Genomic DNA, 25,817 nt, shown 5'->3' on the forward strand with positions numbered 1-25,817 from the left:
CGAGAGCCCCGGCCCCCCGAGGACCGGGGCTCTCGCGGCTTCCGTACGCCGTCCCCCGTGCGCTTTCCCTTGCGCGCTTTCCTTGTGTCGTGGCGCGTCAGCCGGTGAGGGCGTCCGCGTCGCGGGTGCCCGTGACGAGGTACACCACGTCGCGGGCGACGCGCACGGCGTGGTCGGCGTACCGCTCGTAGTAGCGGCCGGCCAGCGTGATGTCGATCGCGGCCTCGATGCCGTGCTCCCAGTCCTTGGAGAGCAGGACGCGGAACAGGCGGCGGTGCCGGCGGTCCATGGCGTCGTCGTCCTCCTCCAACTCCTTGGCGAGATCGACGTCGCGGGAGGCGATGCAGCTGCCCGCCTTGGTGATCAGGTTCTCGGCGATGGCGCCCATCTCGACGAACGTCTCGCGCAGCTCGGCCGGGATGGCCGACTCGGGGTGGCGCATCCGCGCCAGCTTGGCGATGTGCTCGGCGAGGTCGCCCATCCGCTCCAGGTCGGCGGCCATCCGCAGCGCCGTGATGACGGTGCGCAGGTCGACCGCCACCGGTTGCTGGGTGGCCATCAGTTCGTAGATCGAGGTTTCCATCTCCATGTGCAGCCGGTCGACCTCGGCGTCCTGGGCGATGACGCTCTCCGCCAGCTGCAGGTCGGCGTCGAGCAGGGCGGTCGTCCCCCTCGACATGGCCGACCGCACCAGGCGTGTCATCTCCACCAGGCGGTCGGTCAGGGCGGCCAGCTCTTCGTGATAGGCGTCGCGCATGGCCGCCACGCTACGCGCGCGCCGATGAACGAATTTCGACCGCCGGATGAACATTTCCGGAAACAGAAGAGTCGTGCCTGGTCGGACAGGTGGAGGAACCCGAAATGCCGCCTAGGCTGCTGAATGTGAACGAGTTACTGGCGAGCCTGGCGGCGATGGGCGGATTCGTCCTCGGCTCCTTCGTCATGCTCACGATCCGACGGCAGACCTACAAGCCCCCCGAGCCCGACCCGGTGGACGACACCCTGCCTCCGGGCGTGGCGTCGGTGCTGGCCGTGCTGCCCTCCTCGGCGGTCGTGCTCGACCGCGAGGACCGGGTGCTGCGCGCGAGCTCGGCGGCGCGCGCCTTCGGCCTCGTACGCGGAGAGGCGCTGATGGCCGCCGAACTGCTCGCGCTGGCCCGGAAGGTCCGGCGGGACGGCGAGATCCGCGAGAGCGAGATCGAGACCGCCGGGCGCAAGTTCGGGCAGGAGTCCACGTCGTTCGCCGTCCGGGTGGCCCCCCTGGGCTCCCACGGGCAGGTGCTCGTGCTCGCCGAGGACCAGACCGAGCGCCAGCGGGTCGAGGCCGTACGCCGGGACTTCGTCGCGAACGTCAGCCACGAGCTGAAGACGCCGGTCGGCGCGCTGAGCCTGCTCGCCGAGACCATAGAGGACGCCGCCGACGACCCCGAGGCCGTCAAGAGGTTCTCCGGCCGCATGCAGCACGAGGCCGCCCGGCTGACCTACCTGGTGCAGGACCTCATCACGCTGTCGCGGATCCAGGGCGGCGAGCCCATCCCCGCGCCGGAGCAGGTGCCGGTGGACGAGACCGTCCACGAGGCCATCGACCGGTGCAACACCAAGGCGTCGGCCAAGGACATCACGCTGGTGGCGGGCGGCACTGAGGGGCTCAAGGTCTGGGGCGACGAGGAGCTTCTCGTCACCGCACTGCGCAACCTCATCGACAACGCGGTCGCCTACAGCCCCGAGCACACCCGGGTCGTCATCAGCGCCAGACCGGCCGGGAGCGCCGTCGAGGTGAGCGTGAGCGACCAGGGCATCGGCATCCCCGAGAGCGCCCAGGAACGCATCTTCGAGCGGTTCTTCCGCGTCGACGCGGCGAGGTCGCGGGCCACCGGCGGCACCGGGCTGGGGCTCGCGATAGTCAAACATGTGGCCGGCGCCCACGGGGGCGAGGTCACCGTGTGGAGCAAGGAAGGCTCCGGATCCACCTTCACGCTTCGCCTTCCCGCGTTCGGCGGTCAGGCGGTCCCCGTACCAAGCACGACCATCCCCCTGGAGGCCGCTCAATGACTCGGGTACTCGTCGTCGAGGACGAGGAGTCGTTCTCGGACGCCCTGTCGTACATGCTCAGGAAGGAGGGGTTCGAGGTCGCCGTGGCGGCCACCGGCCCCGAGGCCCTGGAGGCGTTCGACCGCAACGGAGCCGATCTCGTCCTGCTCGACCTGATGCTGCCGGGCCTGCCCGGAACCGAGGTCTGCCGGTCGCTCCGGCAGCGGTCCAAGGTGCCCGTCATCATGCTGACGGCCAAGGACAGTGAGATCGACAAGGTCGTCGGCCTGGAGCTGGGCGCCGACGACTACGTGACCAAGCCGTTCTCGTCCCGCGAGCTGGTGGCGCGCATCCGCGCGGTGCTGCGCCGGCAGGGCGACGTCGAGGAGATGGAGTCGGCGGTGCTGACCGGCGGGCCGGTCCGCATGGACGTCGACCGGCACATCGTGGCCGTGCGCGGCCGGCAGGTGCAGCTTCCGCTCAAGGAGTTCGAGCTGCTGGAGGTGTTGCTGCGCAACGCCGGGCGGGTGCTCACCCGCGGCCAGCTGATCGACCGGGTCTGGGGCGCCGACTACGTGGGCGACACCAAGACGCTCGACGTCCACGTCAAGCGGCTGCGGGCCAAGGTCGAGGCCGACCCGTCCAACCCCCGCTGCATCCTGACCGTACGCGGCCTGGGCTACAAGTTCGACCCCGCCGAGGAGTGATCCGCGCGGCATGAGCCCCTGTCCGGCCGCGGACAGGGGCTCTCGTGTTTCCTCTCAGGGCGCCTTCGGCCCCCTCACCCCGCAGGGGCGCTCGGGGAGCCGGAGGGCGCGGCCTGGCCCGCCTCGGGCAGCGTGGCGTCCGTCGGCGCCAGGCTCTCGCCGGCCGCCGCCGAGGCCGCCGGCGTGGGCGTCGCCTGGGCGGCCGGGGACAGCGTGGCGTACTCGCGGCTGCGGGTGACGACGGGCGCGGTGACCGGGATGTCACCGGCCTTCTCGAACCGCAGCGTGAGCTGGATGGTCTCGCCGCCGCGCAGCGGCGTCTTCAGCCCCTCGATCGTGACGCCGGGGGTCTTGGCGAGCGTGCCGGGCTCCACCGCGATGGGGCTCTGCACCTTCACCGAGGTGGCCTTCTGCTCCTCGGGCACGATGCCGACGAGCTGGTCCGCGACCCCCGTGCCGTTCAGGAGAGTGAGGTGGATCGGCGCCGACCCACCGGCGGCGATCTGCTCGCCGGAGTCCGGCCCGAGGATGAACGCCTGCGGGATCTTGATGCCGTTCATGCCGTAGGCCTGGCCGGAACCGTCATCGGAGATGAGGACCCCGGCCTCGCCAGGGGCGTATGGCACGTTGGTGTTGGCGTCGAAACCGGCGCCACACGCGGCCAGCGCAGGGATGGCGGCGGCGAGGAGCGCGGCAACGGCGAACGCCCTGCGACGGCTGCTGCTGGTCACGGTTCGAGGTCTCCTTGGTACGCACGTGTATGGGCAGCAATCACCTTATCCGCGCCGCTCCCCGGTCCGGCGTCGGCTCCCGCCCGAGACCCGTAGCACCGCAGGTCACCCCTTGTGTAACACCGGCCGATTCACAGAGTGGATAGCTTGTCAAGCCCCAAAACGAGGCTTTGACCTGCAGTTATGTTTCTTTCACTGTTCCGGGAGGCGGTAACCGCGTGGTACTCTGGAGTACAGCGGAAGGGGTACTCGTCACATGACTTTCCAGGTCGGCGACACTGTCGTCTACCCCCACCATGGGGCTGCTCGGATCGATGCCATTACGACCCGAACCATCAAGGGTGAGGAAAAGACCTACCTGGTGCTCAAGGTCGACAAGGGCGACCTGACCGTACAGGTACCAGCAGAGAACGCCGAGCTCGTCGGGGTGCGCGACGTCGTCGGCCAAGAAGGACTCGAGCGGGTCTTCGACGTGCTGCGCATGCCGCACACGGAGGAGCCCACCAACTGGTCCCGCCGCTACAAGGCCAACCTTGAGAAGCTGGCGTCGGGAGACGTCAACAAGGTGGCCGAAGTCGTGCGCGACCTGTGGCGGCGCGACAAGGAGCGCGGCCTGTCCGCCGGTGAGAAGCGCATGCTCGCCAAGGCGCGCCAGATCCTCGTCAGCGAGCTCGCGCTGGCCGAGAAGACCAACGAGGACAAGGCCGAGGCCCTGCTCGACGAGGTGCTCAACTCCTGAACATGACATTCCCAAGGGTGGGCGTCGGCGTCGACGTCCACCCTTTCGCATCTGGAAGAGATCTTCACCTCGCCGGGCTGTTCTGGCCGGGCGAGACCGGGCTGGCCGGTCACTCGGACGGTGACGCGGCCGCCCACGCGTGCTGTGACGCGCTGCTGTCGGCGGCCGGGCTCGGAGACGTCGGCGCGATCTTCGGGACCGCGGACCCCCGCTGGGCCGGCGCCGCGGGCGTCACGCTCCTGGAGGAGGCCGCACGGCAGGTGCGGGCGGCCGGTTTCGAGATCGGCAATCTGGCGGTGCAGATCATCGGGAACCGGCCTAAGGTCGCCCCCCGCCGCGCGGAGGCGGAGAAGGCCCTCGGGGCCGCCGCGGGGGCGCCGGTGAGCGTCAGCGCCACCACGACCGACGGTCTCGGGCTCACGGGCCGGGGCGAAGGCGTCGCGGCCATCGCGACCGCTCTCATCGTGCCGATGTGAATGTCCCGTTCCAATCGGACATGCCAACCTGATTGAGACCCGGCGCGTCTCACTATCACGTGGGCGGCGGCACGAACCAGGCGCGGAGTCGAGCCGCCGCCCTCTTTTTTCTTTCGTGGGATGCATATTCCCGTCCCATGGGGTAGCCCACAGTTCGAGGATGAAAGGGTCACCCTCAACGGGAGGTCGATATGACAATCGAGTCCATTCTCGGCGCTATCATCATCGGCGCGATCATCGGCGCTGTGGGCCGTCTGCTCCTGCCGGGGCGGCAGCCGATCGGCTGGGTCCTGACGATCGTCGTCGGCATCGTCGCGGCCCTCATCGGTACCGCGATCGCCCAGGTGATGGGCGTCGACACGACGCCGGGCATCGACTGGATCGAGCTCGTCATGCAGGTCGTACTGGCCGTCGTCGGTGTCGGCATCGTCGCCGGCCTGAAGCGAGGGTCGCGGGTGTAAGGCACTCGCAAGGTAGGGCGGCTCCCGCCCCAATCAACGGTGCAGGCCCGTCCGGCTCCCCAGCCGGGCGGGCCTGCACCGCGTTCGCGCCTGGCCGGCCCACTCCACTCCACGCCGACGGCGGGGACCGGCGGGCCCGGGCCTGTCCTGTTGGGTACGACCCGTCCGCTGCCCCTGCGGGTCCACGTGACCCCCTACGCGGCGCCCCGTCAGGCGGGCGGGCGGGGGGTGCTGCGCATCCGGCCTGACGGCGGTGCCAGGGGCACGGACTCTCCGCCGTCCTCAGCGTTCTCAGCGTCCTCAGCGGCCTCCTGCGCCGAGGCCTGCTCGCCCTCGGCGACGTACGGGTCGTGCCGTCCGGCCTGCTCGTCCGGTTCGGCGCAGTCCGCCGCGTGCGCGGGGTCGGGGACGTCGCGGATGGTGCGGAGCGGCTGGGTGTCGATGCCCGCCTCGTCCTGCGCGTCGTCCACCTGTGCGTCGTCCGCCTGCGGGTCGTCCGCGACGTCGTCCGGCTCCGGAGCCTCCTCCGCCGGCTTCGGCCGTGGATGCACGAGGACGTCGCCGGTGTGGGGCCGGACGAGATCACCCCAGCGCACCGGCCGGTTCCGCCGGGGCGGAGTCTCCTGCACGGCCGGACCAGGGCTCGCTGGGCCTTCGGTGCTCGCGAGGCTCTCAGTGCTCTCGGGGCTCTCGGGACCTGCGGCAGCCTCGGCGGAGCCGGCGACGACCGGGTCGGGTTTCTCGGGAGTCTCGTCGGTGACGGGCTCCGGCGCGGGCACGGCCGCCACGGCCGTCTCATCAGACGATGCGTGCCGAGCCGGCTCCGTTCTCCCCGCGTCGGTCTGCTCAGTGGTCTGCTCAGTGGTCTGCTCAGTGGTCTGCTCTGTGATCTGTTCTGCGGCCTGCTCGGTGACCTTCTCGGCGGGCCCCTCCACGGGAAGCTCCGTAACGGCAGGCGTCGGGGGCGCCGCCGTCGGGGGCACGACCGCCATGGCCTCGGGGTCGTCCCGGTCCTCGGCGGCCTCGGCCTCGGACACCGTCCCGCCGGGGACCGCCTCGGGAGACAGCCGTACGCCGTCCTCGTCGGTGTCAGGAGGGGCGGTGTCAGGGGTGGCGGCGCCGGGCTCGGCGGCGTGGGGCCCGGTCGTGACGCCGTCCGCCGGAGCGATGGCCGGCAGGGGCGGGGCGTACTCGGGTGGTGCGACCGTTTCGGCGACCGGGCTGACCGGCAGTGGGGGGACGTAGCCGGGCGGCGCCACGGCCTCGGGTGCGGGCTGCAGCGAGGCGGCATGCTCCTCGGCGGGGGGATGCGGGGGAGTGCGCCGTTCCCCGCGGACGGTGGGATAGGGGGCGGTGGCGGCGGGCAGGGGGGCGCGCCTGCTCATGGGCTCGCGGTCGAACGGCAGGAGGTCCTCGTCGGAGTCGCCGTCCAGGTCGCCGTCCAGGTCGCCGTCCAGATCCAGGTCGGCCCGGGTGGTCCGCACGTGCTTCAGCAGAAGCAGCAGCAACCACAGCCCGACGGTGAGCATCACCCAGGGCAGGAGCGCGACGACGAGCGTGGCGTCCTCAAGATCGAAGGAGACGCCCATGGCGGCCGAGGCGTTCGCGGCGGCGGCGGACGCGAGGAGGACCAGCAGGACTAAACCCGCCTGCACCCGCACCAGCAGACGCGCTCCCCGCAGCAGGGGCACGCTGACCAGGGCGACGATCAGCAGGATGTCGAACGCGGCGGGATAGAGGTAGGCGAGGCGGGGCTCGGCGCGTCCGGAGACGGCCAGGGCCCGTAGATCCTCGAAGGAGAGCGCGCAGGCGACTGCTGCGAGCATCGCGAGGGCTGCGCCCGCGAGCCCGACGGCGAGGCGGCGCAGCACCAGCGGGATTCCGGAAGGGGTGTTTCGGGACGGGCGGGAGGCCCTGCCTGCCGCGCCGGGGGGAGTCACGTCCATGGCGTCTTCGAGCCTAACGGAATCGGACCAGCGGGTTGATCGCACTGGGGCGCCGGCCCGCTTCGTGTCGTGACGGCGTGCCGTGTGAAGGGTCTGGCTCTGCCCGCGGGTCCCGGGAGGCTTCCGGTGCGCGGCCCTCGACGCGGCTCCGGCGGCCGGGACGGACCCGAGGTATTCGGCGGGGCCACGATTCGATCAATACCGGCTTTGCTGCGGCTTAAATCGGGACTTATGTGACGTATGTTTCACTACTCGGCCAGGCGGCGGCATTCACGGGCGCCCAAGTAGCCCTGTGCTGTGGCGTCAGGCGTTAGCCTAGCCTTCGTGAGCCTGCACCTCTACGACACCAGCACGCGTACGGTCCGTGAATTCGTACCGGTCGAGCCCGGCCGGGTCTCGATGTATCTGTGTGGTGCGACCGTTCAGGCTCCGCCGCACATCGGTCACATCAGGTCCGGCGTGAACTTCGACGTCCTGCGCCGATGGCTGCTACGGCAGGGCTTCGACGTGATCTTCTGCCGCAACGTGACCGACCTCGACGACAAGATCATCAGGGTGGCCGCCTCGGAGGGCGTGCCCTGGTTCGTCGTCTCCGAGCGCAACCAGCGCGCCTTCACCTGGGCGTACGACCAGCTCGGCTGCCTGCCGCCGACCGTCGAGCCGCGCGCGATGGGCCACGTGCCCGAGATGGTCGAGCTGATGCGGCGCCTGATGGACAAGGGCCACGCGTACGCGTCGGGCGGCGACGTCTACTTCGACGTGGTCTCCTACGCCGACCGGTACGGCAAGCTCTCCAACCAGAAGCCGGAGAACATGCGGGCGGCGGGCGACACCGACACCGACTCGCTCAAGCGCGACCCGCGCGACTTCGCGCTGTGGAAGGGCGCCAAGCCCGGCGAGCCCACGTGGCCGACGCCGTGGGGCCGGGGCCGTCCGGGCTGGCACCTGGAATGCTCGGCCATGGCGACCAAGTATCTCGGCGGCACGTTCGACATCCACGGCGGCGGCGTCGACCTGATCTTCCCGCACCACGAGAACGAGATCGCCCAGTCGCAGGCGGCGGGCGACGGCTTCGCGCGCTACTGGCTGCACAACGGCATGCTCAAGCTCGGCGGCGAGAAGATGAGCAAGTCACTCGGCAACTCGCTGCTGATCCCCGACATGCTGCGCAAGGTGCGCCCGGTGGAGCTCCGCTACTACCTGGTCGCGGCCCACTACCGCTCCGCCATCGACTACTCCGACGAGGCGCTCCAGGAGGCGGCGGCCGGATACCGCCGGATCGAGGGGTTCGTCACCCGGGCGGCCGAGGTGATCCACGACGTGGACGCCGCCGCTCCGCTGCCGCAGGCGTTCGTGGACGCCCTGGACGACGACCTGAACGTCTCCCAGGCGCTCGCCGTGATCCACGAGGTCGTCCGCGAGGGCAACGTCGCCCTGGCCCAGGGCAACAAGGAGCAGGTCGCCCGGCTGCTCGCCGAGACGCAGAACATGCTCGACGTGATCGGCCTCGACCCGAGGTCGGAACAGTGGCGTACGACCGGCGACTCGGGGCTGCGGGAGGTCGTGGACGCGCTCGTGGCGGTGGCGCTGGAGCAGCGGCAGGCCGCCCGTGCCCGCAAGGACTACGCCGCGGCCGACGCGATCCGCGACCAGCTCGCCGCCGCGGGCATCGTGGTCGAGGACACCCCGCAGGGCCCGCGATGGGAACTGGCACGGTGAACGTGGCCCTACCCTAGAGACCATGGCGGGTAGGGCTTCAGGGAAGCCGTCGAAGAAGCAGGGGTCGGCGAAGGGCTCCGGTGGCAAGGTTCGTCGCTCCCTGGAGGGCAGGGGAGCGACGCCGCCGGCGGAGATGCGGCACTGGTACAAGGACAAGGCCCGCGCCGAGCGGATCGAGCGGGAGTCCCGGGGCGGCGCCTCGTCGTCCCGCACGCCGAGCCGTACGCGCAGGGACGACGCTCCCGAGGTGATCGGCGGGCGTAACCCGGTGGTCGAGGCGCTGCGGGCCGGCGTTCCCGCGAGCGTGCTGTACGTGGCGCTGCGGATCGACAGCGACGACCGGGTCCGCGAGGCCATCAAGATCGCGGCCGACCGCGGGATCGCGCTGCTGGAGGTCGGCCGCGACAGGCTCGACCGGCTGACCGAGAGCACGGGCCACCAGGGTGTCGGGCTGCAGATCCCGCCGTACGAGTACGCGCATCCCGAGCGGCTCGTGGAGCTGGCCAGGGACGCGGCGGAGGTGCCGCTGATCGTCGCTCTGGACAGCGTGACCGACCCCCGCAACCTCGGCGCCATCGCGCGTTCCGCGACCGCCTTCGGCGCGCACGGGCTGCTCGTCCCGTCCCGCCGCTCCGCGGGTGTCAGCGCGGGCGCCTGGAAGACCTCGGCGGGCACCCTCGCCACCCTGCCCGTCGCCCGCGCCTCGAACCTCACCCAGACGCTCCAGGCGTACCGGGAGGAGGGCCTTTTCGTGGTCGGCCTCGACGGCACCGCCACCGTGGACATCGCCGACGTCGAGCTGGCCTCCGAGCCGCTCGTCGTGGTCGTCGGTTCGGAGGGCAAGGGCCTGTCGCGCCTGGTCAGGGAGTCGTGCGACCAGATCGCCCGCATCCCCATGAACGCCGCCGCCGAGTCCCTGAACGCCGGCGTGGCCGCCGGGATCGCCCTCTACGAGGTCGCCCGCCACCGCCGCCGGTGATTCCGCCGTGACGGTACGGCCCCCGGCCCACTAAACTCGTGTGGGTAGCAGGCCGCCTTAGCTCAATCGGCAGAGCATCTGTCTTGTAAACAGAAGGTCTGGGGTTCGATTCCCCAAGGCGGCTCTCGTACGACAGGCCCCTGACCACGTGATTCACGGTCAGGGGCTTTGTGCTTTCGCGGCTCATCCGGTCTCTTCGGCGTCGTCGGGAGCCACCCTGGGAGCCGCCCGCCTCCGTTGTCCCAGCAGAGCGCCGGAAATGGCCTCCGTCGCCGCCCGCCGGTCACCCTCCATGAGATGCCCGTAGACGTCTTTGGTGATCGCGACGCTGGCGTGCCCGAGGACTTCGGAGACCACGTGCAACGGGGTCCCCTGGGCGAGCATGATCGAGGCTCCGGAGTGGCGGAGTTCGTGCGGGTGCCAGTGGCCTAGACCCGCGCTCTTGGTCAGGCGCGAGAAGACGTGAGAGAAGTTGTCCGGATCGGACGGACGGCCCGACGAGGTGGGGAAGATCAGGCCGTGTTCCCGCCATGCGTCGCCGGCCTTCAGCCGTGCGGCGTTGTGCTTGGCCCGGTGCGCCTTGAGCGCGTCCACCAGTTCGGAGGTCAGCGCCAGTGTCCGGCGTGACTTGGGAGTCTTACCTCGCTGATCACGATCTTCGTCCTGGTCTCGGCGTTCGCGTCCCGGTTCTTGAGCCGCTTCACGGCGTGGGTGATCCGGAGCGTTTTCGCTTCGGGATCGAACGCGTCCCACACCAATCCCAGGGCTTCCCCGCGCCGCAGCCCGAAGACGAGCGAGAGAAGGACCACCAGGCCGAGGCGATGTTCGGCGACCGCGTCGAGGAGCGTGTGCGCCTGATCGATTGTGAGCGTCCGCCCCTCTGACTGCCGAATACGAGGAGGCAGCGAGAGCGCCGCGACGTTCTGCACGATCAGCCCCTCACGCTCTGCCTGGCTCAGCGCCTTCCGGAGTACGGCCCGCATGTTGCGGATGCTGTTGCCCTTGTAGCCCCTTTCGAATCCGCTTGCCGTCCGGCCCGTAGCCGAGCGCAATCGCCCCACGCCACCGATCGCCGTCCTTATAAATGGAATCCTCGTTCTGCCCGGGTTCGACGTAATTCGGTGTCCTGGAGGACCGGATTCGGGGTCTGGCCTGCGAGGACATGGGTTTGGCAGCCTGGAGGGCGTTTCTCTAGGCGGCGATGTTCCTGCTGGTCAGCGGGGTGTGGGCTGAAGGTCGAGGATCTGCTTGGGACGGGGGATGCCGAGCTTGGCGAGCAAGTCGCTCTGCGCCTTGGTGAGGCTGGTGACCTGTTGGAAGGTGCCCGTGGGGCCGGCGAAGGTCCCGATGTGGAGGCGTTGGAGCTCGCGGGCGGGCATGAGGCCAGGTCATGCCGGTCTGGGTCTCAACGATGCGGATGAGCAGCAGGGCGAGCCAGCACAAGATGACGTGGGCGCGGATGCGTTCTTCGAGCCGGTGGTAGACCGGCCGCAGGTCGATGGTCTGCTTCATGTCGCGCCAGCCGCGCTCGACTTCCAGGAGCTGCTTGTAGCCCAGGGAGATGTCCTCGGCGCTGAGGTGGGGGTCACTGCAGCGAAGGAGGTACTTGCCGTCGAGGTTGGCCTCGGTTTTCGTCACCGAACTGACCGGCCTGCTCGACCTGTCATGCTCGCCGCCGACCCGCTGACCTGGCTCCGCCTGCTCATCCTCGACCACCACCCCCACCTGCGCACCGCCACACCCGCGCTCTGCCGGCCCGTCCGACGCGCACGAAAACGCCTCATCCGGCTATGCGCCGACCATCCCCACACCGCCGACCTGATCACGGCCTGGAGCAAGATCCGAGCCTTGGCCGCCCCCACCTGACCGCGACCCCATCCGCCCCGGCCAGCAGAAAGGCCCCGCTCACCCGCCCGCCCCGTGATCAACACGGCACTCGGGAGGACTCGATCATGATCCTGAAAGATCTGGGTATCGGCACTGTGCTCAAGGTCAGTGCCGCACATCGACTCTCGCCCAAGCGCAGCCGGGATCTGCTCAACGGAGTGCGCGAGCTCGTGTCTGGTGGGAGACTTGCGAGTCGTGGTGCGCACCCGGGTCTGGATCTCCAAGCTTGACATTCCGGGCAACATCGATTCGAAGATCAAATCTAAGCACGACCTGACCGGTGAAGACGTCCATGACGCCCTGGTCGCTCAGCCGGGCGTTATCGGTGAAACCGAGGATCACCCTGAGTACGGCACCCGAAAGATCGTCTGGGCCGAGACCTTCAGCGGGGTCAAGTTCCGCGCCTACCTGTACATCGTGGATGAACCAGACGGGCACTACCGGCTGGGCACCGCATATGAAGAGGAATGACAGGTGCGCCATGACGAGAAAGCAGGCATCATGAGAGGTGTGACGACACGATCTGGTGAGCCCTGGGACGATCTCTCTGAGCCTGCCGCGAAGACGGTCGAACGCCCACGTGTGATCCGAATCGTGTACAGCGAAACTGACGACGGGTGGCGGGCCTCATCGCCCGACTTGCGAAGCATCAAGATGACACGGCTAAGCCTCAGCAAGCTGAAGCGCGACCTACGGGCACGGCTGATGGTATGGCTCGATCCAGATATCGCGATAGACGAGATCGTCAAGCATTCCCGCGAACCCATGGCAAGTCACGTCCGCGTGAGCATCACCAGCAGGCCAGATGGAATACCTGTCGCGTTCAGCAGTTCAGGCCATCCGGCTACTCGTTCCGCTACGGTGCGTAAGAAATTCACGGTGGGCTGCTAATGGAGGCGTTTCTGGTTCTGGCCGATAGCGTCCGGAACGAGCATGGTACGGGGAAGATCAGCATCCTGGGCGGGGGCTGGTCGCTCATTGGGCCAGGCCGAACTCACATGTCATTGGCGATATTCGTTCGGGCAAGCGTGCTGGAATCCACCGAGCCCGTTCTCTTCAGGCTGCATCTAGTGGAGATGGATGGCGAGCCAGTCAGTGTCGAGGCTGCCGATGGAGAGATGCGGCCTCTGTTCATTGAAGGGAACTTCAGGCTCTCCGACCGGAACGAATTGGATGAAGATATCTCCGCCGTTGGGGTTCACGCCAATTTCGCCGTCGACGTGGGAATGATCAAACTGCCCCCAGGGCGGGTCTACCGATGGGTGCTCCGCCTCAATGATCGGGAAGCGGCCTCGGTTGCCTTCGCTATCAGGCGAGAAAAGGACGTTGTCGAAGAGGCAGATGACGATCTAGAAGAACTCTGACCGCTGACCCTCCAATGCAACGTGGCCTGTACATCAGACCGCGCGCAATCCCGGTGTACTCGCCACGCGGCAACCGGCGTGGACGAGGGTGGACTCGAATGGCAGCGGTAGTCCGTGTAATGCCTGAATATGGGCAATGATGGATGGTCCTAGACATGTCTGAGTCGGCTTGTAAACAGACGGTCTGGGGTTCGATTCCCCAAGGCGGCTCTCGTACCGAAGGCCCCTGACCAGGTGATTCCCGGTCAGGGGCCTTGTGTTAGTCGAGTCGCCGAGGATTTTGGCGTGTTGCCTGTGTACGCTCAGCGGCATGGCCGCAAATGATCCGAAGCAGGCGGATTCCGGTGGGCTCACGTGGGTGAGTACGTTGGGCGGCCCGCACATCCTCGTGCCGCAGTCAGTGCTTTCGTACTGGCACGGAGCGCCTGTGGACTATCCCGAGGATGAGGGCGACTACGGCCGCGCCTGCTCCGTGCAGTCGTACATCGGGCTGATCGACGTCGGCCCGTCCCAAGCGCTGGTCGTGGCGGGCGAACTTGGCGCTACGACCTACCTGCCAGAACGAAACGTGATCATCCAACGGGTAGGCATGCGATCAGCCGCACGTTACGCGCAGGAGGCGAGCACCCTCACGAAGGCGGTGGTCGGGATCATCGACGCGGGAACCGTGCCGGAGGACGAAGAGGTGACATGGACGGTAGAAGAGTCAGTGATTCTCTTCGACTCCGTTCATGGGCATGAGTACGTCGCATCCGAGGACCATCTGTGGATCGACCTGAGACCCGGCCGATACAAGGTGCGAGCCGCTTACGTCGAACTTCCGGAAGAGCGCATCGTGCTCGTATGGCTGAACCTGTCCGCAGTCGCCTCTTCAAGTTTTTGAAGGCCGCCGGGGGTAAGCATTCAGCTCTGATGCATTCCGGTGTTGCTTGATCGCGGTGTGTGATGGTGCATGGCCGCGAGTCGTCCCGGGGTGGGTGTTGGGGTCAGGCCGGTGTGGGATCGGGAGGCATCCAGGCGCGGCCGACGAGGGCGTCTCGGATCGCGGTCATGACATCGGCACCGTGCTTGGCCGCGGTGGACAGGTAGCCGCGGATGGCGTAACGGTGCGCGGTGGTTCGTTCGGAGCGGAGCCGGCCGGAGATCTTCTGCTGGGTCTTGGCTGGGCGGACATCGCGTTCCGCCTGGTTGTTCGTGGGAGGAATCCGCAGGTCGCGGGCGAAGCGCAGCACGTCGTCCTCGCGGTCGCGCAACACCTCCAGCAGCACGCGGCCGACGGGCTGGGTGACGGTCTTGGCCGGGCCGGGAAGACGGCGAACCTCCGACAGGCCCACCCGCACCCCGTGCCGGAAGCTGCTGATCCACATTCTCCGGGTGCCTTCGGCGATGGCGTCCCTGCCCTGCTCGCGGGCGAGGTTGGCGGCGTGGATCAGTCCGCGCAGCGCGATCTGGATCTGAGCCGGCCAGGCCGCACCAGGGTAGGTCTCGGCGCAGTCCTGCAGATCACGAAGCAGGTGAGCCACGCACAGCTGGTGGTCGTGCTCGCCGAGTTCGGCCGAGTCGTAGTTCTGGTAGCGGTCGTGGACGACGACGCCGGTCAACCCGGCGACGACGAACCTCTTGAACGTGGCCATGTCCCGGTCGCCGAGCATGTACGAGGTGAACACCTTCGTGCAGGCCACCAGCAGGTACTTTTTGGCCTTCTTCGGTCCGACCCGGATCGGCGTCTCATCGCAGCACACCACGTACGCCAGCGTGAGCAGCGCACGGATCCGCGCATTGGCCGAGGCGACCAGGCCCGCGGCGCGGGCGATCAGGCCGTGCACGAACCCCACCGACGGCTGCGCCCCGGTCAGCGAGGCGACCAACTCCACGCACCGATGCACCGGGATCGCGTGGACCACCAGCAGATACACGCACCACGCCTGCAGATTGACCCCGAGGCTGACCGGCGCGGAACTCACCCCGTCCGGGCGGGCAGCGGTATCCACCGCACCACACCGGCAGGCGACCGTGTGCAGGTTGTGCTGCAGGCGGCGGGCGGTCACCAGCGGAATCTCGATCTGCTGATGCCGGCCGGTCACCCCAAGATCGGCCGCGCCGGCCAGATCGGCCCCGCACCCGCAGGCCCCCTCGGGAAAGTGCTCGACCATGTCGCGCTCGGCGACCTCATCCGACCACGCCAGACTCACCCCGGCAGCGCCCGGCTGCTTGCCCGGCCTGCGCTTGCCCGCCCCACGGGCCGCGGAAGAGGCCTTGGGCTGCTTCTTACCCGGCAGATCATCAGCCGAGGGCGGCATCCCCGAGTTACCGCTGTTGCGCGAGATCAGCCGCTCCAACCGCGCGACCCGCTCACGCAGCGCGGCATTCTCCTGCTCCAGCACGGCCACATGCTCGCGCAGCTCGGCATTCTCCTTCTCCAGGATCACCGTCCGCTCGGCCAGAGCGCGCGCAAGAGCGATCAGCTCCTCACGCGACATCTCTTCCAGGCCAGGCACACGGCCATCACAGCATGCCGGAGATCAACGATCAAAGTGACGGAACGTCACACCAGCAAGCCATCGGTCACAAAGCGCGCATGACGTGAATGCTTACCGCCGGGGACGATCAGGTCAACGATGAGGGCGGGGCGGTCGGCGCTGTTTGTAGACGCACCTTCGGCTCGGCGGCCGCCGTCAGGGCGGTGCCGGCCAGACGATGTTGCGTCAAGACGATGCTCGTGTGATCCATCAAGGATGTCTCCAGGTCGCGGTGGCCAGCCTCCGCACCATCGACACCCGCGATACCACTTTTTGTATAATCAGCAGGTGGGCGCGCTTTGGCGGATCGAGATCGAGGCAGAGGTCCGACAGTGGCTGGAGATACTCACCGACCGGCACTACGACAAGGCCGAGCGGGCCGTCGACATGCTCGCCTCCCAGGCGACCACCCTCGGCGAGCCGTACTCACGCCACCTCGGCGGCAAGGTCCGCGAACTGCGCTTCGTTCTGGACGGCAACGCCATCCGCATCACCTACTGGCTCGCCCCCGACCAGCGCATCGTGCTCCTCACCGTGTTCCGTAAGACCCGGCAACGGGAGGACGCGGAGATCGAACGGGCACGGCAAGCACAGAAGGTATGCGAAGCCGAGCACACCCCTGCCGAACACATCTACGACCGGACCAAGGAGGACAAGCCGTGAACCACTCTCAGTGGAAGACCCGGCGGACCAGGAAGCTCCTGGGCGAGACGGTCGAGGAGTCTCCCACTTACGTGGAGGCGGGTCAGGCTCTGGCTCTCGGCCAGGCCGTCTACAACCGCCGCACCGCCCTCGGCCTCTCCCAGGCCGAACTCGCTCGCCACGCCGGCATGACCCAACCCCAGATCTCCAACATCGAAGGCGGTGACTCCGTACCCACACTGCCCCTGCTGACCCGGCTCGCGAGCGCTCTGGACGCTGCCCTGACCATCCGGCTGGACGACAACGGCTCTGCCTTCGTCTTCACGCCCCACGATGGCCCCCGGCCTGGTGAGCCAACAACCGGAGGCCACACCTCAGCAGCGTGAATGCTCGAGGTAACTGGTTAGGCCATCAAGATCGAGACGTGTGGAATTACGCGGTGGCAGGCAGCCAGGGACGTCCCTCGGCGAGTTCAACGAGGGCGTGGAAGAAGTCGACGCCGTGTTTGCGGGCGGTGGCTAGATAGCTGCGGATCGCGCAGAACTGCTCGGCGCCGGCCAACGTGCGCAGGCAACCGGAGACCTTCTGCCTCAGCTTGATCATCCTGATCTCGCGCTCGGCCGCGTTGTTGTCGAAGGGCACCCGTTCGTCTCGGGCGAACCGCAGGTAGTCCTGGCTTGAAGACGTAGAGAAAGTTCTCATCCGGGAGGCAAGCAAGGCAGGCGCGCTACGACAACGCGCTACGCCCCGGACTAGGCAAAGCCGTCTCTGCCGTGTCCTGTCCCGCGCCGTAGCGTGCACCCGTCAGGCATCTGGTGGGACATCAACGGTGTCGTGGGAGTAGTCACCAATGCCCGTGTCCGAATGCTATGACACTGTGCGCGGTCCAGGCCGGACGGCGGTGCTGCATCTTCGGCACGGTCCGTTCAGCACGGGTCGGTCGCGGCAGCTTGTGACCCATGGTTACCACCCGAGGGTGAACCGGCCGAGGCGGTAACTTGCAATGCTAAATTAGCATGTTAAGTTACTGGCATGGAACGCAATCTGAGTTTCAACCTGCACGTGCTCACCGCCCGGCTGGACCGGGCAGCCGACCGGACCCTGCGGGCGGAGCGCAACGTGTCCTACAGCCGCTTCCTGGCGCTGACCGTGGTAGGGGAGCTGGGGGCCTCGACGCAACGGACCCTTGCCGAATGCCTCGGTGTAACCGAGCCGTCGGTAAGCCGCATGACCACTGTCCTTGCCGCCGACGGGCTTCTTGACGTCCAGCCCGACCCGGCCGGGGGGCACCGCCGGCGGCTGAGCCTCACCGATGAGGGAAAGCAGCTGGTGGCCTCGGTCCAGAAGGGGTTCGAAGAACGGCTGGCCGCCCTCGTCGCACACAGCGGCGTGCCGTACGCCGAGTACGCCGAGCACACCGCACGGTTGCTGGGGACGTTTGATCGGCTGGAGCGGGAGCGGGAGGTGGCCAAGTGAGCCAGAGCATCCAGACCCCGCCGGTACGCCAGCGCACGGTCTTCTCGGCTGACGGCACGGCGATCAGCTATCAGACGATGGGCGCTGGGCCGGGTCTCATTGTGCTCGGCGGGGCTCTGCGAACCTCGGAGGACTACCTGCCGCTGGCCTCCGTGCTGGCCCGCTCTTTCACGGTGTACCTCGTCGAGCGGCGAGGACGCGGCGCCAGCGGCCCTCAGGGGTCCCAGTACGCCCTGAGGAAGGAAGTAGAAGATCTCCTTGCCGTGCAGGCGGAGACCGGGGCGCGGCTGGCGTTCGGACACAGCTACGGCGGACTCGTCACTCTTGAGACCGCACGCTCGTTCCAGCTGTTCGATCGCATCGCGGTCTATGAGCCCGGAGTGCCCTGCGCCCCTGTCCCCACCGGCTGGATGGCCCCTTACCGGGAACGGCTGGCCGCAGGCGATCCCTACGGCGCGTTCGTCCACTTCATCCGAGGATCGGACGGCGCGCCGGCCTTTATGACCAAACTGCCGTACTGGTATCTGCGGATGGCGTTGCGTGTGGGATTCCGTGGGCCGAGCTGGCAGCGGATGCGGCCCCTTCTGGAAGCCAATCTGGCCGAGCACGAGCAGATTGCAGCGCAACAGGGTCGGCTCACCGAGTTCGCGAACGTCACCACCTCGGTGCTGCTCCTCTGCGGCGGCCGCTCTTCGCGCGCGCACCGAGCGGAGTTCGCCATGCTCCGCGACACCCTTCCCAACGCCACACTCGAAATCTTGGACGGCCTCAACCATTTGGGGCCATCGGAACGGAAACCAGCCTCGGTTGTGGCCGAGCGGGCTCTGGCGTTCTTCCTGTGATGTTCAGCCAAGCGGTCTCGTGATCGTTCCGGAGTCGGTGTCGCCCTCGACGACGCCCCGTGGTCAGTCGCGCCACACTCAACCTGTCCGCCGTATCAAAGCGGGCTCGTATCCCATGGTCGGGTGGCTCCGTTGCCTGTGAATACGGCACGGGACCTACAAAAGCATGGGCCGCGGGCGGTGCGCGTGTCACCGTCCGCGGCCCGGTGGGACCATTACGTCAGTTGCGCAGGGTCCACTTCTGGTTGTTTCCGCCGTTGCAGGCCCAGAGGATGAGTTTTGTGCCGTTGGCGGTGCCGGCCGCGTTGGCGTCGAGGCACAGCCCGGACTGCACGCCGGTGATGGTGCCGTTGGAGTTGACGTTCCACTGCTGGTTGGTCTGACTGTTGCAGTCCCAGATGATCACCTGGGTGCCGTTCGAGGTGCCCTGGCCGTAGGCGTCCAGGCACTTGTTGCCGAACACCTGCAGCTGCTTGCCCGACGTGTACACCCACCGCTGGTTGGTCTGGCCGTTGCAGTCCCACAGCTGCGCCTGAGCGCCGTTGGTCGCCGTGCCGCCGCTGATGTCCACACACCGGCCCGACTGGGTGCCCACGATCGTGCCGCTCTGCTGGCCGTTCCCGCCGCCGTTTCCTTGCCTGACGAGCGACTTCGACTCAGCCGAACGATTCCCCTGGGCGTCCACGACGTAGAGGCGATATTCACCGTTCGCCGTCGGAACGGCGATGGAGGTCGCGGTTCCGTCCGCCCTGGTCATCGTGGCGCCGGCGGAGAAGGACGTCGTGCCCGAGGGAGCCAGCCAGACGGTCTTGCCCGCGTCGCCGGCGCTCCGGATGGGAATCGACGTCACCCCGGCGGCGACGAAGGTGCTGGCGGGCAGGACGTGATCCGGCAGAGAGAGATTGCTCTGCGGGACGATGTTCCTGTACGCGTCCTCGAGTCCGGAGTTCACGGCGATGCCATACGCCTGCGACGGCCAGACATAGTCGGAGGACACGAGGATGTCCTGGACCGTGCTGTTCGGCAGGTTCTTGTTGGAGACCTTGTTGATCGGGCCGTACGTCTGCGTGATGCTCAGGTCGTGCTTACGCCCGAAGTCGTCGCTGTTGATGAGCCACGTGACGTTCTTGTCCACGCTCAGGACGTTGTCGCGGAAGGTCATGTTCCCCGAGCCCTCGTCCGGGTGGAGTCCGTACTTGTGACCGGACGGGACGCCCTGCAGGTAGTTGTTGGTGATCGTGGTGCCCGGCTGGTTGCCCAGCGTGTAGATGGGCGCCGTGTCGCTCAGCCGCTGCACCGTGTCGATGATGTGGTTGTAGCTGATGGTGTTGTTCTTCGCCGTGGTGGTCGGCCGGTTGGGCGCGATCGAGCCTGACGATCCGTCGAAGTTCCACCAACCCCAGCCGAGCGTGATACCGGACCACGGGGTCTTCTCGATGCGGTTGTGCTGGATGGACAGGGTGTCGGCGAAGTACGCCGAGATCGGGCTGTGCCCGTTGAACAACACGGCGCTGTCGTAGATGTAGTTGTTCTTGATCTCGATGTTCTTGGGCGCGCCTTCGACCTGAACGGGATACTTCTCGCGGTTCGTCGAGGTGTAGTCGCCGATGTAGACATGCTGGGGATGGCCCACGGAGATGGCGGATCCGGCGATGTCGTTGGTGTAGTTCCCGATCAGCTGCGTGTTCACCACGTCGTTGGCCAGGGTGATTCCGTCGACGCCGGTGTGCTGGATCCGGTTGTTCTGCAGGACGAGCCCGTTGGCGTTCTCGACCTGGATCATGCCGGGCGCCAGGTCGACGTTGCGGTAGTAGTAGGCGTGGAAGTTCTGCTTGGCGTACGCGATGGCGCCGAGGTTGCCCTGCTGGGCCTGCTTGAGCACCGAGCCGGCCACGTTGAACAGGTTCCAGTCGGAGTGCTGGACCGTGAGGCCGGAGAACGTGATGTTCCGGGCGCGGCTGCTCGTGGAGGCGCCGGCGACCCGGATAAGGGTGGACACGTTGTTCGGCGCCCAGACCGAGGCGGTCGTCATGTCCTCCGAGCCCGATTTGTAGTAGTACAACGTCCGGCTCGTCTTGTCGAAGAAGAACTCGCCCGGCGCGTGCAGGAACTCGTAGGCGTTCATGACCTTGTGGCTGCCGCCGACCTGGGCGTTGCCGTTGAAGGCGCCCTGGGCGATGGCCGCTCCCGGCTGCTGGAACAGAGCTATCCGGTTCGAGCCCTCGGTGGTGACCTGCCGGACACCCACGATGGCCGTGGTCCAGGTCGTCGCGGTCTCTATTTCGATGTCATCCTGGTTCGTGGCGACGGCGGGAAAGTCGTTCAGGCTGTACTTCGCTCCCGCGCACTGCGAACCGGATTCCCACGCCCAGGACGCCTGCCCCGCCGTGATGGTGTAGGTGCCGTAGCATCCCGCCGAGTTCATCGTCTTCGACGCCATGAACGCTCGCTTGTCGTTGACATAGAGCGCACGGAGCTTGTTGCTGCGATTCAGCGGGGCTTTCCAGATGTTTCCGCTGTGCTGGGTCCATCCGGTTACCTGGACGCCTCCGGTGAGGACCGGCGTCTCGTTTTGGTACGCGGCGTATACGACCCGGTAGCCATTCGTGCCAGAGTCGGCCGGCGTGAAGTCGATGGTGCTGCTGACCGAATAGGTGCCCCCGCGGAGATACACGTAGATGTCGCCTGTCATGTTGGCGTTCACCGTGCGGACGACGTCCCTCGCGCGCTGCAGGGTCCTGAACGGTGACGTGACCGTTCCGGGGTTGGCGTCGTTGCCGTCGGGGGCGACGTAGTAGGTGGCCTGGGTCGCCGCCGAGGCCGGGACACTACCTGCGAAGACCGGCAGCAACACAGCGGCGACGAACACCGCGAGCGCTGCTAACGCCTTCCCAGTGGTGGACAGGGCTGACTTCACGCTCTGTTCCTTTCGCTGGTTCCGAGCACGTTTTCACCGCGCATAACCCCGCCGATACAGGACTCATCGGGTGTACGCCAAAGGCGGCTCATGGTCCTTCGTGACGCAGTAACGTATGACGTATGCCGACTGATGTGTGGGGGTAATGTCGCATTAACAGAGGTTTCTGGCAACAGTCGATGCGGCGCGGGCACGCACCCCTCGGCGCGGCGATGCCGGGTGATCTTCCGGGGCGTCGCGGACCTCCCACGGGCTGCGGTGGGACGCCGCCGGTCGGGCGTACGGTGGGATCCGGCCGGTCGTGGGTCCGTTCTTCCAGGTCGGGTACTGGTACCTCCGCCTTCGCGCCGGTTGCCCGTGGTCTGGCGCAGTGCTGCAGGCGGTGTCAGCGGCGCACCGGACCCTCTGTCCGGGCCGGCCCGCGATCCGGGCGGGCGGAGGGTGGATCGGCTGACATCACCGGCGGTGAATCGCACATGCCGGTGAAACTTTCATCAACAGAATCGATCACATTCGATCGGCGACCCACAGATGGTTCGAGGCTGGAGCGAGTGGACAGCCCGTTGGCCATGTCGGTGGTGGTCGGCGCCTGCCCTGCCGGGCGCCGGCGGCGGTTGGGGAAACTCACCCTCGCACTCGAGCGGACCACCGCGTCGAAGTGCCCGGTCACTTTCAAGGTCTACGGGACGCGAGCCCATCGCGACGCGGGCCCGGTCACCTACGAGGAGGTGTTCGCGACGCTTCCGGCCGGGTTCGCGGTGGACGTGTGGGAGGTCACCGGCGCCGCGCTGAAGTCCGTCCTCGCGTACCCGAACGCGCAGGGCTGGGTGCTCACGCCGTCGTCCTCGCTCCGCTACACACTGGCCGCCTATCTGGTGAAGAACTCACCGGTCAGCGCACCGGCCGGCGCCCGGGTCACCATTCGATGAGCATGGCGTGAACGTGCTGATCGCCGGGCGGAATCCGTTCCGCCCGGCGATCAGTGCACCTTGGGTCCGGTCACGGCCCTGGAGGACCTTTTACGGGACGCTCCAGAGGAACCACAGGTTGTATGGTAATCGCAGCGATACCAGGTCCACATGTGGTTCTGGACGCCGTAGTCCCCGTACCGGTAGCAGTCGTAGGAGGAGTAGTAGACGTTGCGCAGTGTGTCGGCGTGCGCGGGGGCGGCGTTCGCGACGACCGCCAGCCCACTGATCAATGCGCCGGCGACGGCCAAAGATTTGATTTTCCGCACTTACCCTCCTTGGAGCGATGTCGTGCCGGACTTCTACTGTGAAGCATCACAGCGCGGGCGATATTTTGTACATTTGATGTTCTCCGCCGTTGCGACGGCGGATCGACGCCGAGGGGCGCCCGACGGTCGAGGAGATGCGCGGTCGGCTCCTCGGCAATCCGCTGATGGCGGATCCGGGGCTCGGGTTGCTGCCGATCGAACTGCGGGACACCGGTGAGTTCATCGGATACTGCGGACTGACCGTCGGCCAGGCGACCTTCGACGAACCCGAGATCGCGTACGAGCTGGCACGAAAAGCTCATGGCCACGGTTACGCGACGGAAGCCGCCCGTGCGGTCATGGGAGCCGCGGCGCGGACAGGACGCCGACGGCTCTGGGCGACCGTGCGGGAGTGGAACACACCTTCGTTCCGCGTCCTTGAGAAGCTCGGTTTCCACCGAAGCGACCGCGTCACCGAGGACGCCGAACGCGGCGACATGATCTGGATGACCCGCCTACTCGATCAGAGATAGAGCCCTGAGGCGCTGGCCGCAGTCCACTCCCCGAGGAGCGCCCGTGAGGTGATCGCGCGCTCTTGGAAAACGGATTCGCCGGCAAACGGGCTCAGGTCGTGCGCGGGCACGCTCGTGGAGGGGGGCTCGTCCGTAAGCTGAAGGTGTGTCCCCTGAACTTGTCCTGCTCGACGGCGTCCGCTGGCGGGGCGCGCGCGTGGTCGGCTTCCGTGCGCAGACCCTGCTGGCCGTGCTCGCCACGCACGGACGTTCCGGGGTCCGTGACGAGCGCCTGATCGAGGAGCTGTGGCCCGACGAGGCGCCGGCCAATCCGGCGAAGGCGCTGCAGGTGGTCGTCTCGCGGACCAGGGCGGCGACCCACGCCGACGTCGTGGTCCGGGTCCCGCGCGGTTACCGGCTCGGGCTCGCCGCCGACCAGGTGGACGCGCTGCTGCTCGCCGCGCTGGTGGAGCAGGCGCGGGCCGCGCTGGGCGAGGCCGACGTGGCGCTCGCGCGCCGCAGCGCCGAAGAGGCGATCGATCTCGGGAGGAGCGGCTCGGACGGCGCGACGGGCCCGCTCGCCGAGCTCAGGGGCATCGCGGCGGGATGGGCGGCCGAGGCGCGGCGGGTGGCGGCGATCGCCCGCGGCCGCAGTGGCGCGCACGAGGGCGCGCTGCCGCTGCTGGAGGAGGCCGCCGCCGATCGGCCGCACGACGAGGAACTGCTCGCCTGCCTGCTGCGCAGCGAGGCCGCCGTACGGGGTGCCGCCGCCGCGCTGGAGCGCTACGAGCGGTATCGCGCGGGCGTCGCGGAGCGGCTCGGCGCGGAACCCGGGCCCGAGCTCACCCGCGTGTACGCCGAGCTCCTCGCCGCCGACCGGCCGGTGCGTGAGGGCATCCTGTTCGACGGCTCCTCGCTGCTGGGCCGGGACGGCGACATCCGCGCGGTGCACGCCCTGCTCCGGACCAACCGGGTGGTCTCCGTCATCGGCCCCGGCGGGCTGGGCAAGACGCGGCTGGCTCATGTCGTCGGCAGGAACGCCGCGCAGCCCGTCGCGCACTTCGTCGAACTGGTCGGCGTCTCCTCGCCAGAGGGCGTGGTGGGCGAGGTGGGCTCGGCGCTCGGAGTCCGCGACTCGGTCAGCGGGCGCCGCGCCCTGACCGCCGAGCAGCGCTCCGACGTCCGCGCCCGGATCGCCCGGCATCTCGACCAGGCCCCGGCGTTGCTGATCCTGGACAACTGCGAGCACGTGATCGAGGCCGTCGCCGACCTGGTGGGCTTCCTGACCGTGACGACCCGCGACCTGCGGGTGCTCACCACCTCGCGCGCCGCCCTGTCGATTCCGGCCGAACGCGTCTATCCGCTCGGCGCGCTGCCCGCGCGCGACGCGGTCGAGTTGTTCCGCCAGCGCGCCACCGCCGCCCGCCCGGGCGTACGGATCGACGAAGGCGTGGTCGAGGAGATCGTCGCCCGCCTCGACGGGCTGCCGCTCGCGATCGAGCTCGCCGCGGCCAGGGCGCGGGTGATGTCGGTGGAGGAGATCGCACGGCGGCTGGCGGACCGCTTCGCCCTGCTGCGCGGCGGGAACCGTACGGCCCCCGACCGGCACCAGACGCTGCTCGCGGTCATCGACTGGTCGTGGAACCTGCTGGACGAGCCGGAACGGCGGGCGCTCCGGTGGTTGTCGCTGTTCGGCGACGGCTTCACGCTGGCCGCGGCCGAGCAGGTCCTCGGCCCGGACGCCCTGCACGTCCTGGGCGCGCTGACGGAGCAGTCGATGCTGAGCCTCTCCGAGACGGCGTACGGCCTCCGCTACCGGATGCTGGAGACCGTCAGGGAGTTCGGGCGGATGCGTCTGAGGGAGGCCGGCGAGGAGGCGCCCGCCCGGGCGGCGCAACGGGCCTGGGCGACGGCGTATGCCGTCGAAAACGGCCGGGTGCTGTTCACCTCGGCCCAGTTCGCGGCGGTCGACGCGCTTCGGGCGGAGGAGGGCAACCTTGCCGATCTGCTCCGGCGGGCCCTCGGCGAGGCCGATCCGGCCACGACGGTCCAGTTGCTGGCCGGCCTCGGGGCGCTGTGGTCGATCCGCGGCGAGCACTCCCGGCTCCTCGTGCACCTGGACGCGATCTGCGAAGTGATCACCGTCTGGGCGCCGCCCCCGCACCTCGTCGAGGTGACCAGGGGCGCCATGCTGATCACGCTCATGAACAGCATGGTCACCGATCGGCGGGTCGAGCCGGTACGCGACCTCCTCCATACGCTGCCCGTCGGCGCCACGACGGATCCCCGGCTGGCGGCGATGGCCAAGGTGCTGTTCGTGTGCCACACGGGCGACGGCGCCGAGATGTACCGCCGGCTGGCGGAGTTGCGCCGGAGCCACGACCCTTACACAGCCTTCATGGCGACGCAGATGAGCGTCTACATCATGGAGAACGCGGGAGAGGTGAACGGGGCGATCGAGGCCGCCGAGCGGACCCTGACGATGCTCCCCGAGGACGAGGGGCCGTGGCTCGCCGCGATGGTGCGCACCGCGCTCGCCCACCTGGTGATGCGGCTCGGCGACCACCGGCGGGCGGTCGGGCACGCGCGGACCGCCATTCCGGTGTTGAGCCGGCTCGGAGCCACCGAGGACGAGACCCAGCTCCGTACGGTG

Annotated in this window: 28 protein-coding genes, 1 tRNA gene and 1 pseudogene; 20 read left to right on the plus strand and 10 right to left on the minus strand. The window is 68.2% G+C overall.

Annotated features, from left to right (window positions below; translation table 11 throughout):
* Nucleotides 1–97 precede the first annotated feature (97 nt).
* The gene (gene phoU / locus OG344_RS13270) at nucleotides 98–757 is read right to left on the minus strand and encodes a phosphate signaling complex protein PhoU (RefSeq protein ID WP_405088484.1); all 660 of its coding nucleotides are present in this window, start codon (nucleotides 755–757) and stop codon (nucleotides 98–100) included.
* Nucleotides 758–861: 104 nt separating this feature from the next.
* Between phoU and OG344_RS13275 the strand changes: the two genes are divergently transcribed.
* Nucleotides 862–2,052 carry a sensor histidine kinase gene (locus OG344_RS13275; protein ID WP_405088485.1) on the plus strand — a complete coding sequence of 397 codons (1,191 nt, stop codon included), beginning with the start codon at nucleotides 862–864 and terminating at the stop codon, nucleotides 2,050–2,052.
* Nucleotides 2,049–2,738 (plus strand): response regulator transcription factor, encoded by a 690-nt coding sequence (locus OG344_RS13280; protein WP_327043596.1) that lies wholly within the window; start codon nucleotides 2,049–2,051, stop codon nucleotides 2,736–2,738. Before OG344_RS13275 ends, OG344_RS13280 begins: the two co-directional genes overlap by 4 nt.
* Nucleotides 2,739–2,812: 74 nt before the next feature.
* Here OG344_RS13280 and OG344_RS13285 read toward each other — a convergent pair whose 3' ends face one another.
* Nucleotides 2,813–3,469, minus strand: a complete 657-nt coding sequence (locus tag OG344_RS13285) for a copper chaperone PCu(A)C (protein ID WP_405088486.1) — start codon at nucleotides 3,467–3,469, stop codon at nucleotides 2,813–2,815.
* A gap of 256 nt (nucleotides 3,470–3,725) precedes the next feature.
* Here OG344_RS13285 and OG344_RS13290 point away from each other — a divergent pair, with 256 nt between their 5' ends.
* The 3 genes from OG344_RS13290 to OG344_RS13300 all read left to right on the plus strand — a co-directional run bounded on the left by OG344_RS13290 (nucleotide 3,726) and on the right by OG344_RS13300 (nucleotide 5,145).
* Nucleotides 3,726–4,208, plus strand: coding sequence for a CarD family transcriptional regulator (locus OG344_RS13290; RefSeq protein ID WP_327043598.1), 483 nt, complete (start codon nucleotides 3,726–3,728; stop codon nucleotides 4,206–4,208).
* 2 nt (nucleotides 4,209–4,210) lie between these two features.
* Nucleotides 4,211–4,684, plus strand: coding sequence for a 2-C-methyl-D-erythritol 2,4-cyclodiphosphate synthase (ispF, locus tag OG344_RS13295; RefSeq protein ID WP_405088487.1), 474 nt, complete (start codon nucleotides 4,211–4,213; stop codon nucleotides 4,682–4,684).
* 191 nt (nucleotides 4,685–4,875) lie between these two features.
* Nucleotides 4,876–5,145, plus strand: a complete 270-nt coding sequence (locus OG344_RS13300; RefSeq protein ID WP_327043600.1) for a GlsB/YeaQ/YmgE family stress response membrane protein — start codon at nucleotides 4,876–4,878, stop codon at nucleotides 5,143–5,145.
* A 209-nt stretch (nucleotides 5,146–5,354) separates the two neighbouring features.
* Here OG344_RS13300 and OG344_RS13305 read toward each other — a convergent pair whose 3' ends face one another.
* Nucleotides 5,355–7,091 (minus strand): DUF2637 domain-containing protein, encoded by a 1,737-nt coding sequence (locus OG344_RS13305; RefSeq protein WP_405088488.1) that lies wholly within the window; start codon nucleotides 7,089–7,091, stop codon nucleotides 5,355–5,357.
* A 324-nt stretch (nucleotides 7,092–7,415) separates the two neighbouring features.
* On the opposite strand from OG344_RS13305, the gene cysS reads away from it, so the two are divergent.
* The 3 genes from cysS to OG344_RS13320 all read left to right on the plus strand — a co-directional run bounded on the left by cysS (nucleotide 7,416) and on the right by OG344_RS13320 (nucleotide 9,913).
* Nucleotides 7,416–8,810, plus strand: coding sequence for a cysteine--tRNA ligase (gene cysS / locus OG344_RS13310; RefSeq protein WP_327043602.1), 1,395 nt, complete (start codon nucleotides 7,416–7,418; stop codon nucleotides 8,808–8,810).
* A 22-nt stretch (nucleotides 8,811–8,832) separates the two neighbouring features.
* Nucleotides 8,833–9,789: a 23S rRNA (guanosine(2251)-2'-O)-methyltransferase RlmB gene (rlmB, locus tag OG344_RS13315; protein WP_327043603.1), complete on the plus strand. Its 957-nt coding sequence runs from the start codon at nucleotides 8,833–8,835 to the stop codon at nucleotides 9,787–9,789.
* Between the two features lie 51 nt (nucleotides 9,790–9,840).
* Nucleotides 9,841–9,913 (plus strand) — tRNA-Thr (locus tag OG344_RS13320).
* A 59-nt stretch (nucleotides 9,914–9,972) separates the two neighbouring features.
* Here OG344_RS13320 and OG344_RS13325 read toward each other — a convergent pair.
* The 3 genes from OG344_RS13325 to OG344_RS13335 all read right to left on the minus strand — a co-directional run bounded on the left by OG344_RS13325 (nucleotide 9,973) and on the right by OG344_RS13335 (nucleotide 11,168).
* The gene (locus tag OG344_RS13325) at nucleotides 9,973–10,383 is read right to left on the minus strand and encodes a tyrosine-type recombinase/integrase (RefSeq protein ID WP_405088489.1); all 411 of its coding nucleotides are present in this window, start codon (nucleotides 10,381–10,383) and stop codon (nucleotides 9,973–9,975) included.
* A gap of 11 nt (nucleotides 10,384–10,394) precedes the next feature.
* Nucleotides 10,395–10,850 (minus strand): hypothetical protein, encoded by a 456-nt coding sequence (locus OG344_RS13330; protein WP_405088490.1) that lies wholly within the window; start codon nucleotides 10,848–10,850, stop codon nucleotides 10,395–10,397.
* Nucleotides 10,851–11,003: 153 nt separating this feature from the next.
* The gene (locus tag OG344_RS13335) at nucleotides 11,004–11,168 is read right to left on the minus strand and encodes a hypothetical protein (protein WP_327043605.1); all 165 of its coding nucleotides are present in this window, start codon (nucleotides 11,166–11,168) and stop codon (nucleotides 11,004–11,006) included.
* Between OG344_RS13335 and OG344_RS13340 the strand changes: the two genes are divergently transcribed.
* The 5 genes from OG344_RS13340 to OG344_RS13360 all read left to right on the plus strand — a co-directional run bounded on the left by OG344_RS13340 (nucleotide 11,167) and on the right by OG344_RS13360 (nucleotide 13,923).
* Nucleotides 11,167–11,655 carry a hypothetical protein gene (locus OG344_RS13340; RefSeq protein WP_405088491.1) on the plus strand — a complete coding sequence of 163 codons (489 nt, stop codon included), beginning with the start codon at nucleotides 11,167–11,169 and terminating at the stop codon, nucleotides 11,653–11,655. The genes OG344_RS13335 and OG344_RS13340 overlap by 2 nt on opposite strands.
* A 216-nt stretch (nucleotides 11,656–11,871) precedes the next feature.
* Entirely contained in the window at nucleotides 11,872–12,147 is a 276-nt protein-coding gene (locus OG344_RS13345) for a hypothetical protein (protein WP_405088492.1), read from the plus strand.
* Between the two features lie 3 nt (nucleotides 12,148–12,150).
* A complete protein-coding gene (locus OG344_RS13350; RefSeq protein WP_405088493.1) occupies nucleotides 12,151–12,567 on the plus strand; it encodes a hypothetical protein in 417 nt (138 codons plus the stop codon).
* Nucleotides 12,567–13,040 (plus strand): DUF6941 family protein, encoded by a 474-nt coding sequence (locus OG344_RS13355; RefSeq protein ID WP_405088494.1) that lies wholly within the window; start codon nucleotides 12,567–12,569, stop codon nucleotides 13,038–13,040. The genes OG344_RS13350 and OG344_RS13355 overlap by 1 nt, the downstream gene beginning before the upstream one ends.
* A gap of 310 nt (nucleotides 13,041–13,350) precedes the next feature.
* Entirely contained in the window at nucleotides 13,351–13,923 is a 573-nt protein-coding gene (locus tag OG344_RS13360) for an Imm21 family immunity protein (RefSeq protein WP_327043609.1), read from the plus strand.
* A gap of 103 nt (nucleotides 13,924–14,026) precedes the next feature.
* On the opposite strand, the gene tnpC is transcribed toward OG344_RS13360, so the two are convergent.
* On the minus strand, nucleotides 14,027–15,520 hold the full coding sequence (gene tnpC / locus OG344_RS13365; protein ID WP_405088495.1) for an IS66 family transposase: 1,494 nt from the start codon (nucleotides 15,518–15,520) through the stop codon (nucleotides 14,027–14,029).
* 327 nt (nucleotides 15,521–15,847) lie between these two features.
* Here tnpC and OG344_RS13370 point away from each other — a divergent pair, with 327 nt between their 5' ends.
* Entirely contained in the window at nucleotides 15,848–16,222 is a 375-nt protein-coding gene (locus OG344_RS13370; protein WP_405088496.1) for a type II toxin-antitoxin system RelE/ParE family toxin, read from the plus strand.
* Nucleotides 16,219–16,587 (plus strand): helix-turn-helix domain-containing protein, encoded by a 369-nt coding sequence (locus OG344_RS13375; RefSeq protein ID WP_405088497.1) that lies wholly within the window; start codon nucleotides 16,219–16,221, stop codon nucleotides 16,585–16,587. Before OG344_RS13370 ends, OG344_RS13375 begins: the two co-directional genes overlap by 4 nt.
* Nucleotides 16,588–16,633: 46 nt before the next feature.
* Here the strand turns inward: OG344_RS13375 and OG344_RS13380 are convergent, their stop codons facing one another.
* A complete protein-coding gene (locus OG344_RS13380) occupies nucleotides 16,634–16,903 on the minus strand; it encodes a transposase (RefSeq protein WP_405088498.1) in 270 nt (89 codons plus the stop codon).
* A gap of 330 nt (nucleotides 16,904–17,233) precedes the next feature.
* On the opposite strand from OG344_RS13380, the gene OG344_RS13385 reads away from it, so the two are divergent.
* Both OG344_RS13385 and OG344_RS13390 read left to right on the plus strand, forming a co-directional pair.
* A complete protein-coding gene (locus OG344_RS13385; protein WP_405088499.1) occupies nucleotides 17,234–17,677 on the plus strand; it encodes a MarR family winged helix-turn-helix transcriptional regulator in 444 nt (147 codons plus the stop codon).
* Nucleotides 17,674–18,519 (plus strand): alpha/beta fold hydrolase, encoded by an 846-nt coding sequence (locus tag OG344_RS13390; protein WP_405088500.1) that lies wholly within the window; start codon nucleotides 17,674–17,676, stop codon nucleotides 18,517–18,519. Before OG344_RS13385 ends, OG344_RS13390 begins: the two co-directional genes overlap by 4 nt.
* Before the next feature lie 220 nt (nucleotides 18,520–18,739).
* Here OG344_RS13390 and OG344_RS13395 read toward each other — a convergent pair whose 3' ends face one another.
* A complete protein-coding gene (locus tag OG344_RS13395; RefSeq protein ID WP_405088501.1) occupies nucleotides 18,740–21,436 on the minus strand; it encodes a ricin-type beta-trefoil lectin domain protein in 2,697 nt (898 codons plus the stop codon).
* A gap of 551 nt (nucleotides 21,437–21,987) precedes the next feature.
* Between OG344_RS13395 and OG344_RS13400 the strand changes: the two genes are divergently transcribed.
* On the plus strand, nucleotides 21,988–22,365 hold the full coding sequence (locus tag OG344_RS13400) for a 5'-nucleotidase C-terminal domain-containing protein (RefSeq protein WP_405088502.1): 378 nt from the start codon (nucleotides 21,988–21,990) through the stop codon (nucleotides 22,363–22,365).
* Between the two features lie 50 nt (nucleotides 22,366–22,415).
* Here the strand turns inward: OG344_RS13400 and OG344_RS13405 are convergent, their stop codons facing one another.
* Nucleotides 22,416–22,673, minus strand: coding sequence for a hypothetical protein (locus OG344_RS13405; RefSeq protein ID WP_405088503.1), 258 nt, complete (start codon nucleotides 22,671–22,673; stop codon nucleotides 22,416–22,418).
* Between the two features lie 89 nt (nucleotides 22,674–22,762).
* On the opposite strand from OG344_RS13405, the gene OG344_RS13410 reads away from it, so the two are divergent.
* Both OG344_RS13410 and OG344_RS13415 read left to right on the plus strand, forming a co-directional pair.
* Nucleotides 22,763–23,185 carry a GNAT family N-acetyltransferase gene (locus tag OG344_RS13410; protein ID WP_405088504.1) on the plus strand — a complete coding sequence of 141 codons (423 nt, stop codon included), beginning with the start codon at nucleotides 22,763–22,765 and terminating at the stop codon, nucleotides 23,183–23,185.
* A 418-nt stretch (nucleotides 23,186–23,603) separates the two neighbouring features.
* Nucleotides 23,604–24,794: pseudogene (locus OG344_RS13415) on the plus strand (ATP-binding protein); the annotation flags it as partial.
* Between the last annotated feature and the right edge of the window lie 1,023 nt (nucleotides 24,795–25,817).

This window comes from Microbispora sp. NBC_01389 (assembly GCF_045040095.1).
Lineage (GTDB): Bacteria > Actinomycetota > Actinomycetes > Streptosporangiales > Streptosporangiaceae > Microbispora.

What these genes read in the sequence shown, in the direction of transcription:
- phoU (WP_405088484.1), bottom strand. Translation starts at nt 757, where the DNA reads ATGCGCGACGCCTATCACGAAGAGCTGGCCGCCCTGACCGACCGCCTG.
- OG344_RS13275 (WP_405088485.1), top strand. Translation starts at nt 862, where the DNA reads ATGCCGCCTAGGCTGCTGAATGTGAACGAGTTACTGGCGAGCCTGGCG.
- OG344_RS13280 (WP_327043596.1), top strand. Translation starts at nt 2,049, where the DNA reads ATGACTCGGGTACTCGTCGTCGAGGACGAGGAGTCGTTCTCGGACGCC.
- OG344_RS13290 (WP_327043598.1), top strand. Translation starts at nt 3,726, where the DNA reads ATGACTTTCCAGGTCGGCGACACTGTCGTCTACCCCCACCATGGGGCT.
- ispF (WP_405088487.1), top strand. Translation starts at nt 4,211, where the DNA reads ATGACATTCCCAAGGGTGGGCGTCGGCGTCGACGTCCACCCTTTCGCA.
- OG344_RS13300 (WP_327043600.1), top strand. Translation starts at nt 4,876, where the DNA reads ATGACAATCGAGTCCATTCTCGGCGCTATCATCATCGGCGCGATCATC.
- OG344_RS13305 (WP_405088488.1), bottom strand. Translation starts at nt 7,091, where the DNA reads ATGGACGTGACTCCCCCCGGCGCGGCAGGCAGGGCCTCCCGCCCGTCC.
- rlmB (WP_327043603.1), top strand. Translation starts at nt 8,833, where the DNA reads ATGGCGGGTAGGGCTTCAGGGAAGCCGTCGAAGAAGCAGGGGTCGGCG.
- OG344_RS13340 (WP_405088491.1), top strand. Translation starts at nt 11,167, where the DNA reads ATGAGGCCAGGTCATGCCGGTCTGGGTCTCAACGATGCGGATGAGCAG.
- OG344_RS13335 (WP_327043605.1), bottom strand. Translation starts at nt 11,168, where the DNA reads ATGCCCGCCCGCGAGCTCCAACGCCTCCACATCGGGACCTTCGCCGGC.
- OG344_RS13355 (WP_405088494.1), top strand. Translation starts at nt 12,567, where the DNA reads ATGGAGGCGTTTCTGGTTCTGGCCGATAGCGTCCGGAACGAGCATGGT.
- OG344_RS13360 (WP_327043609.1), top strand. Translation starts at nt 13,351, where the DNA reads ATGGCCGCAAATGATCCGAAGCAGGCGGATTCCGGTGGGCTCACGTGG.
- tnpC (WP_405088495.1), bottom strand. Translation starts at nt 15,520, where the DNA reads ATGTCGCGTGAGGAGCTGATCGCTCTTGCGCGCGCTCTGGCCGAGCGG.
- OG344_RS13380 (WP_405088498.1), bottom strand. Translation starts at nt 16,903, where the DNA reads ATGAGAACTTTCTCTACGTCTTCAAGCCAGGACTACCTGCGGTTCGCC.
- OG344_RS13385 (WP_405088499.1), top strand. Translation starts at nt 17,234, where the DNA reads ATGGAACGCAATCTGAGTTTCAACCTGCACGTGCTCACCGCCCGGCTG.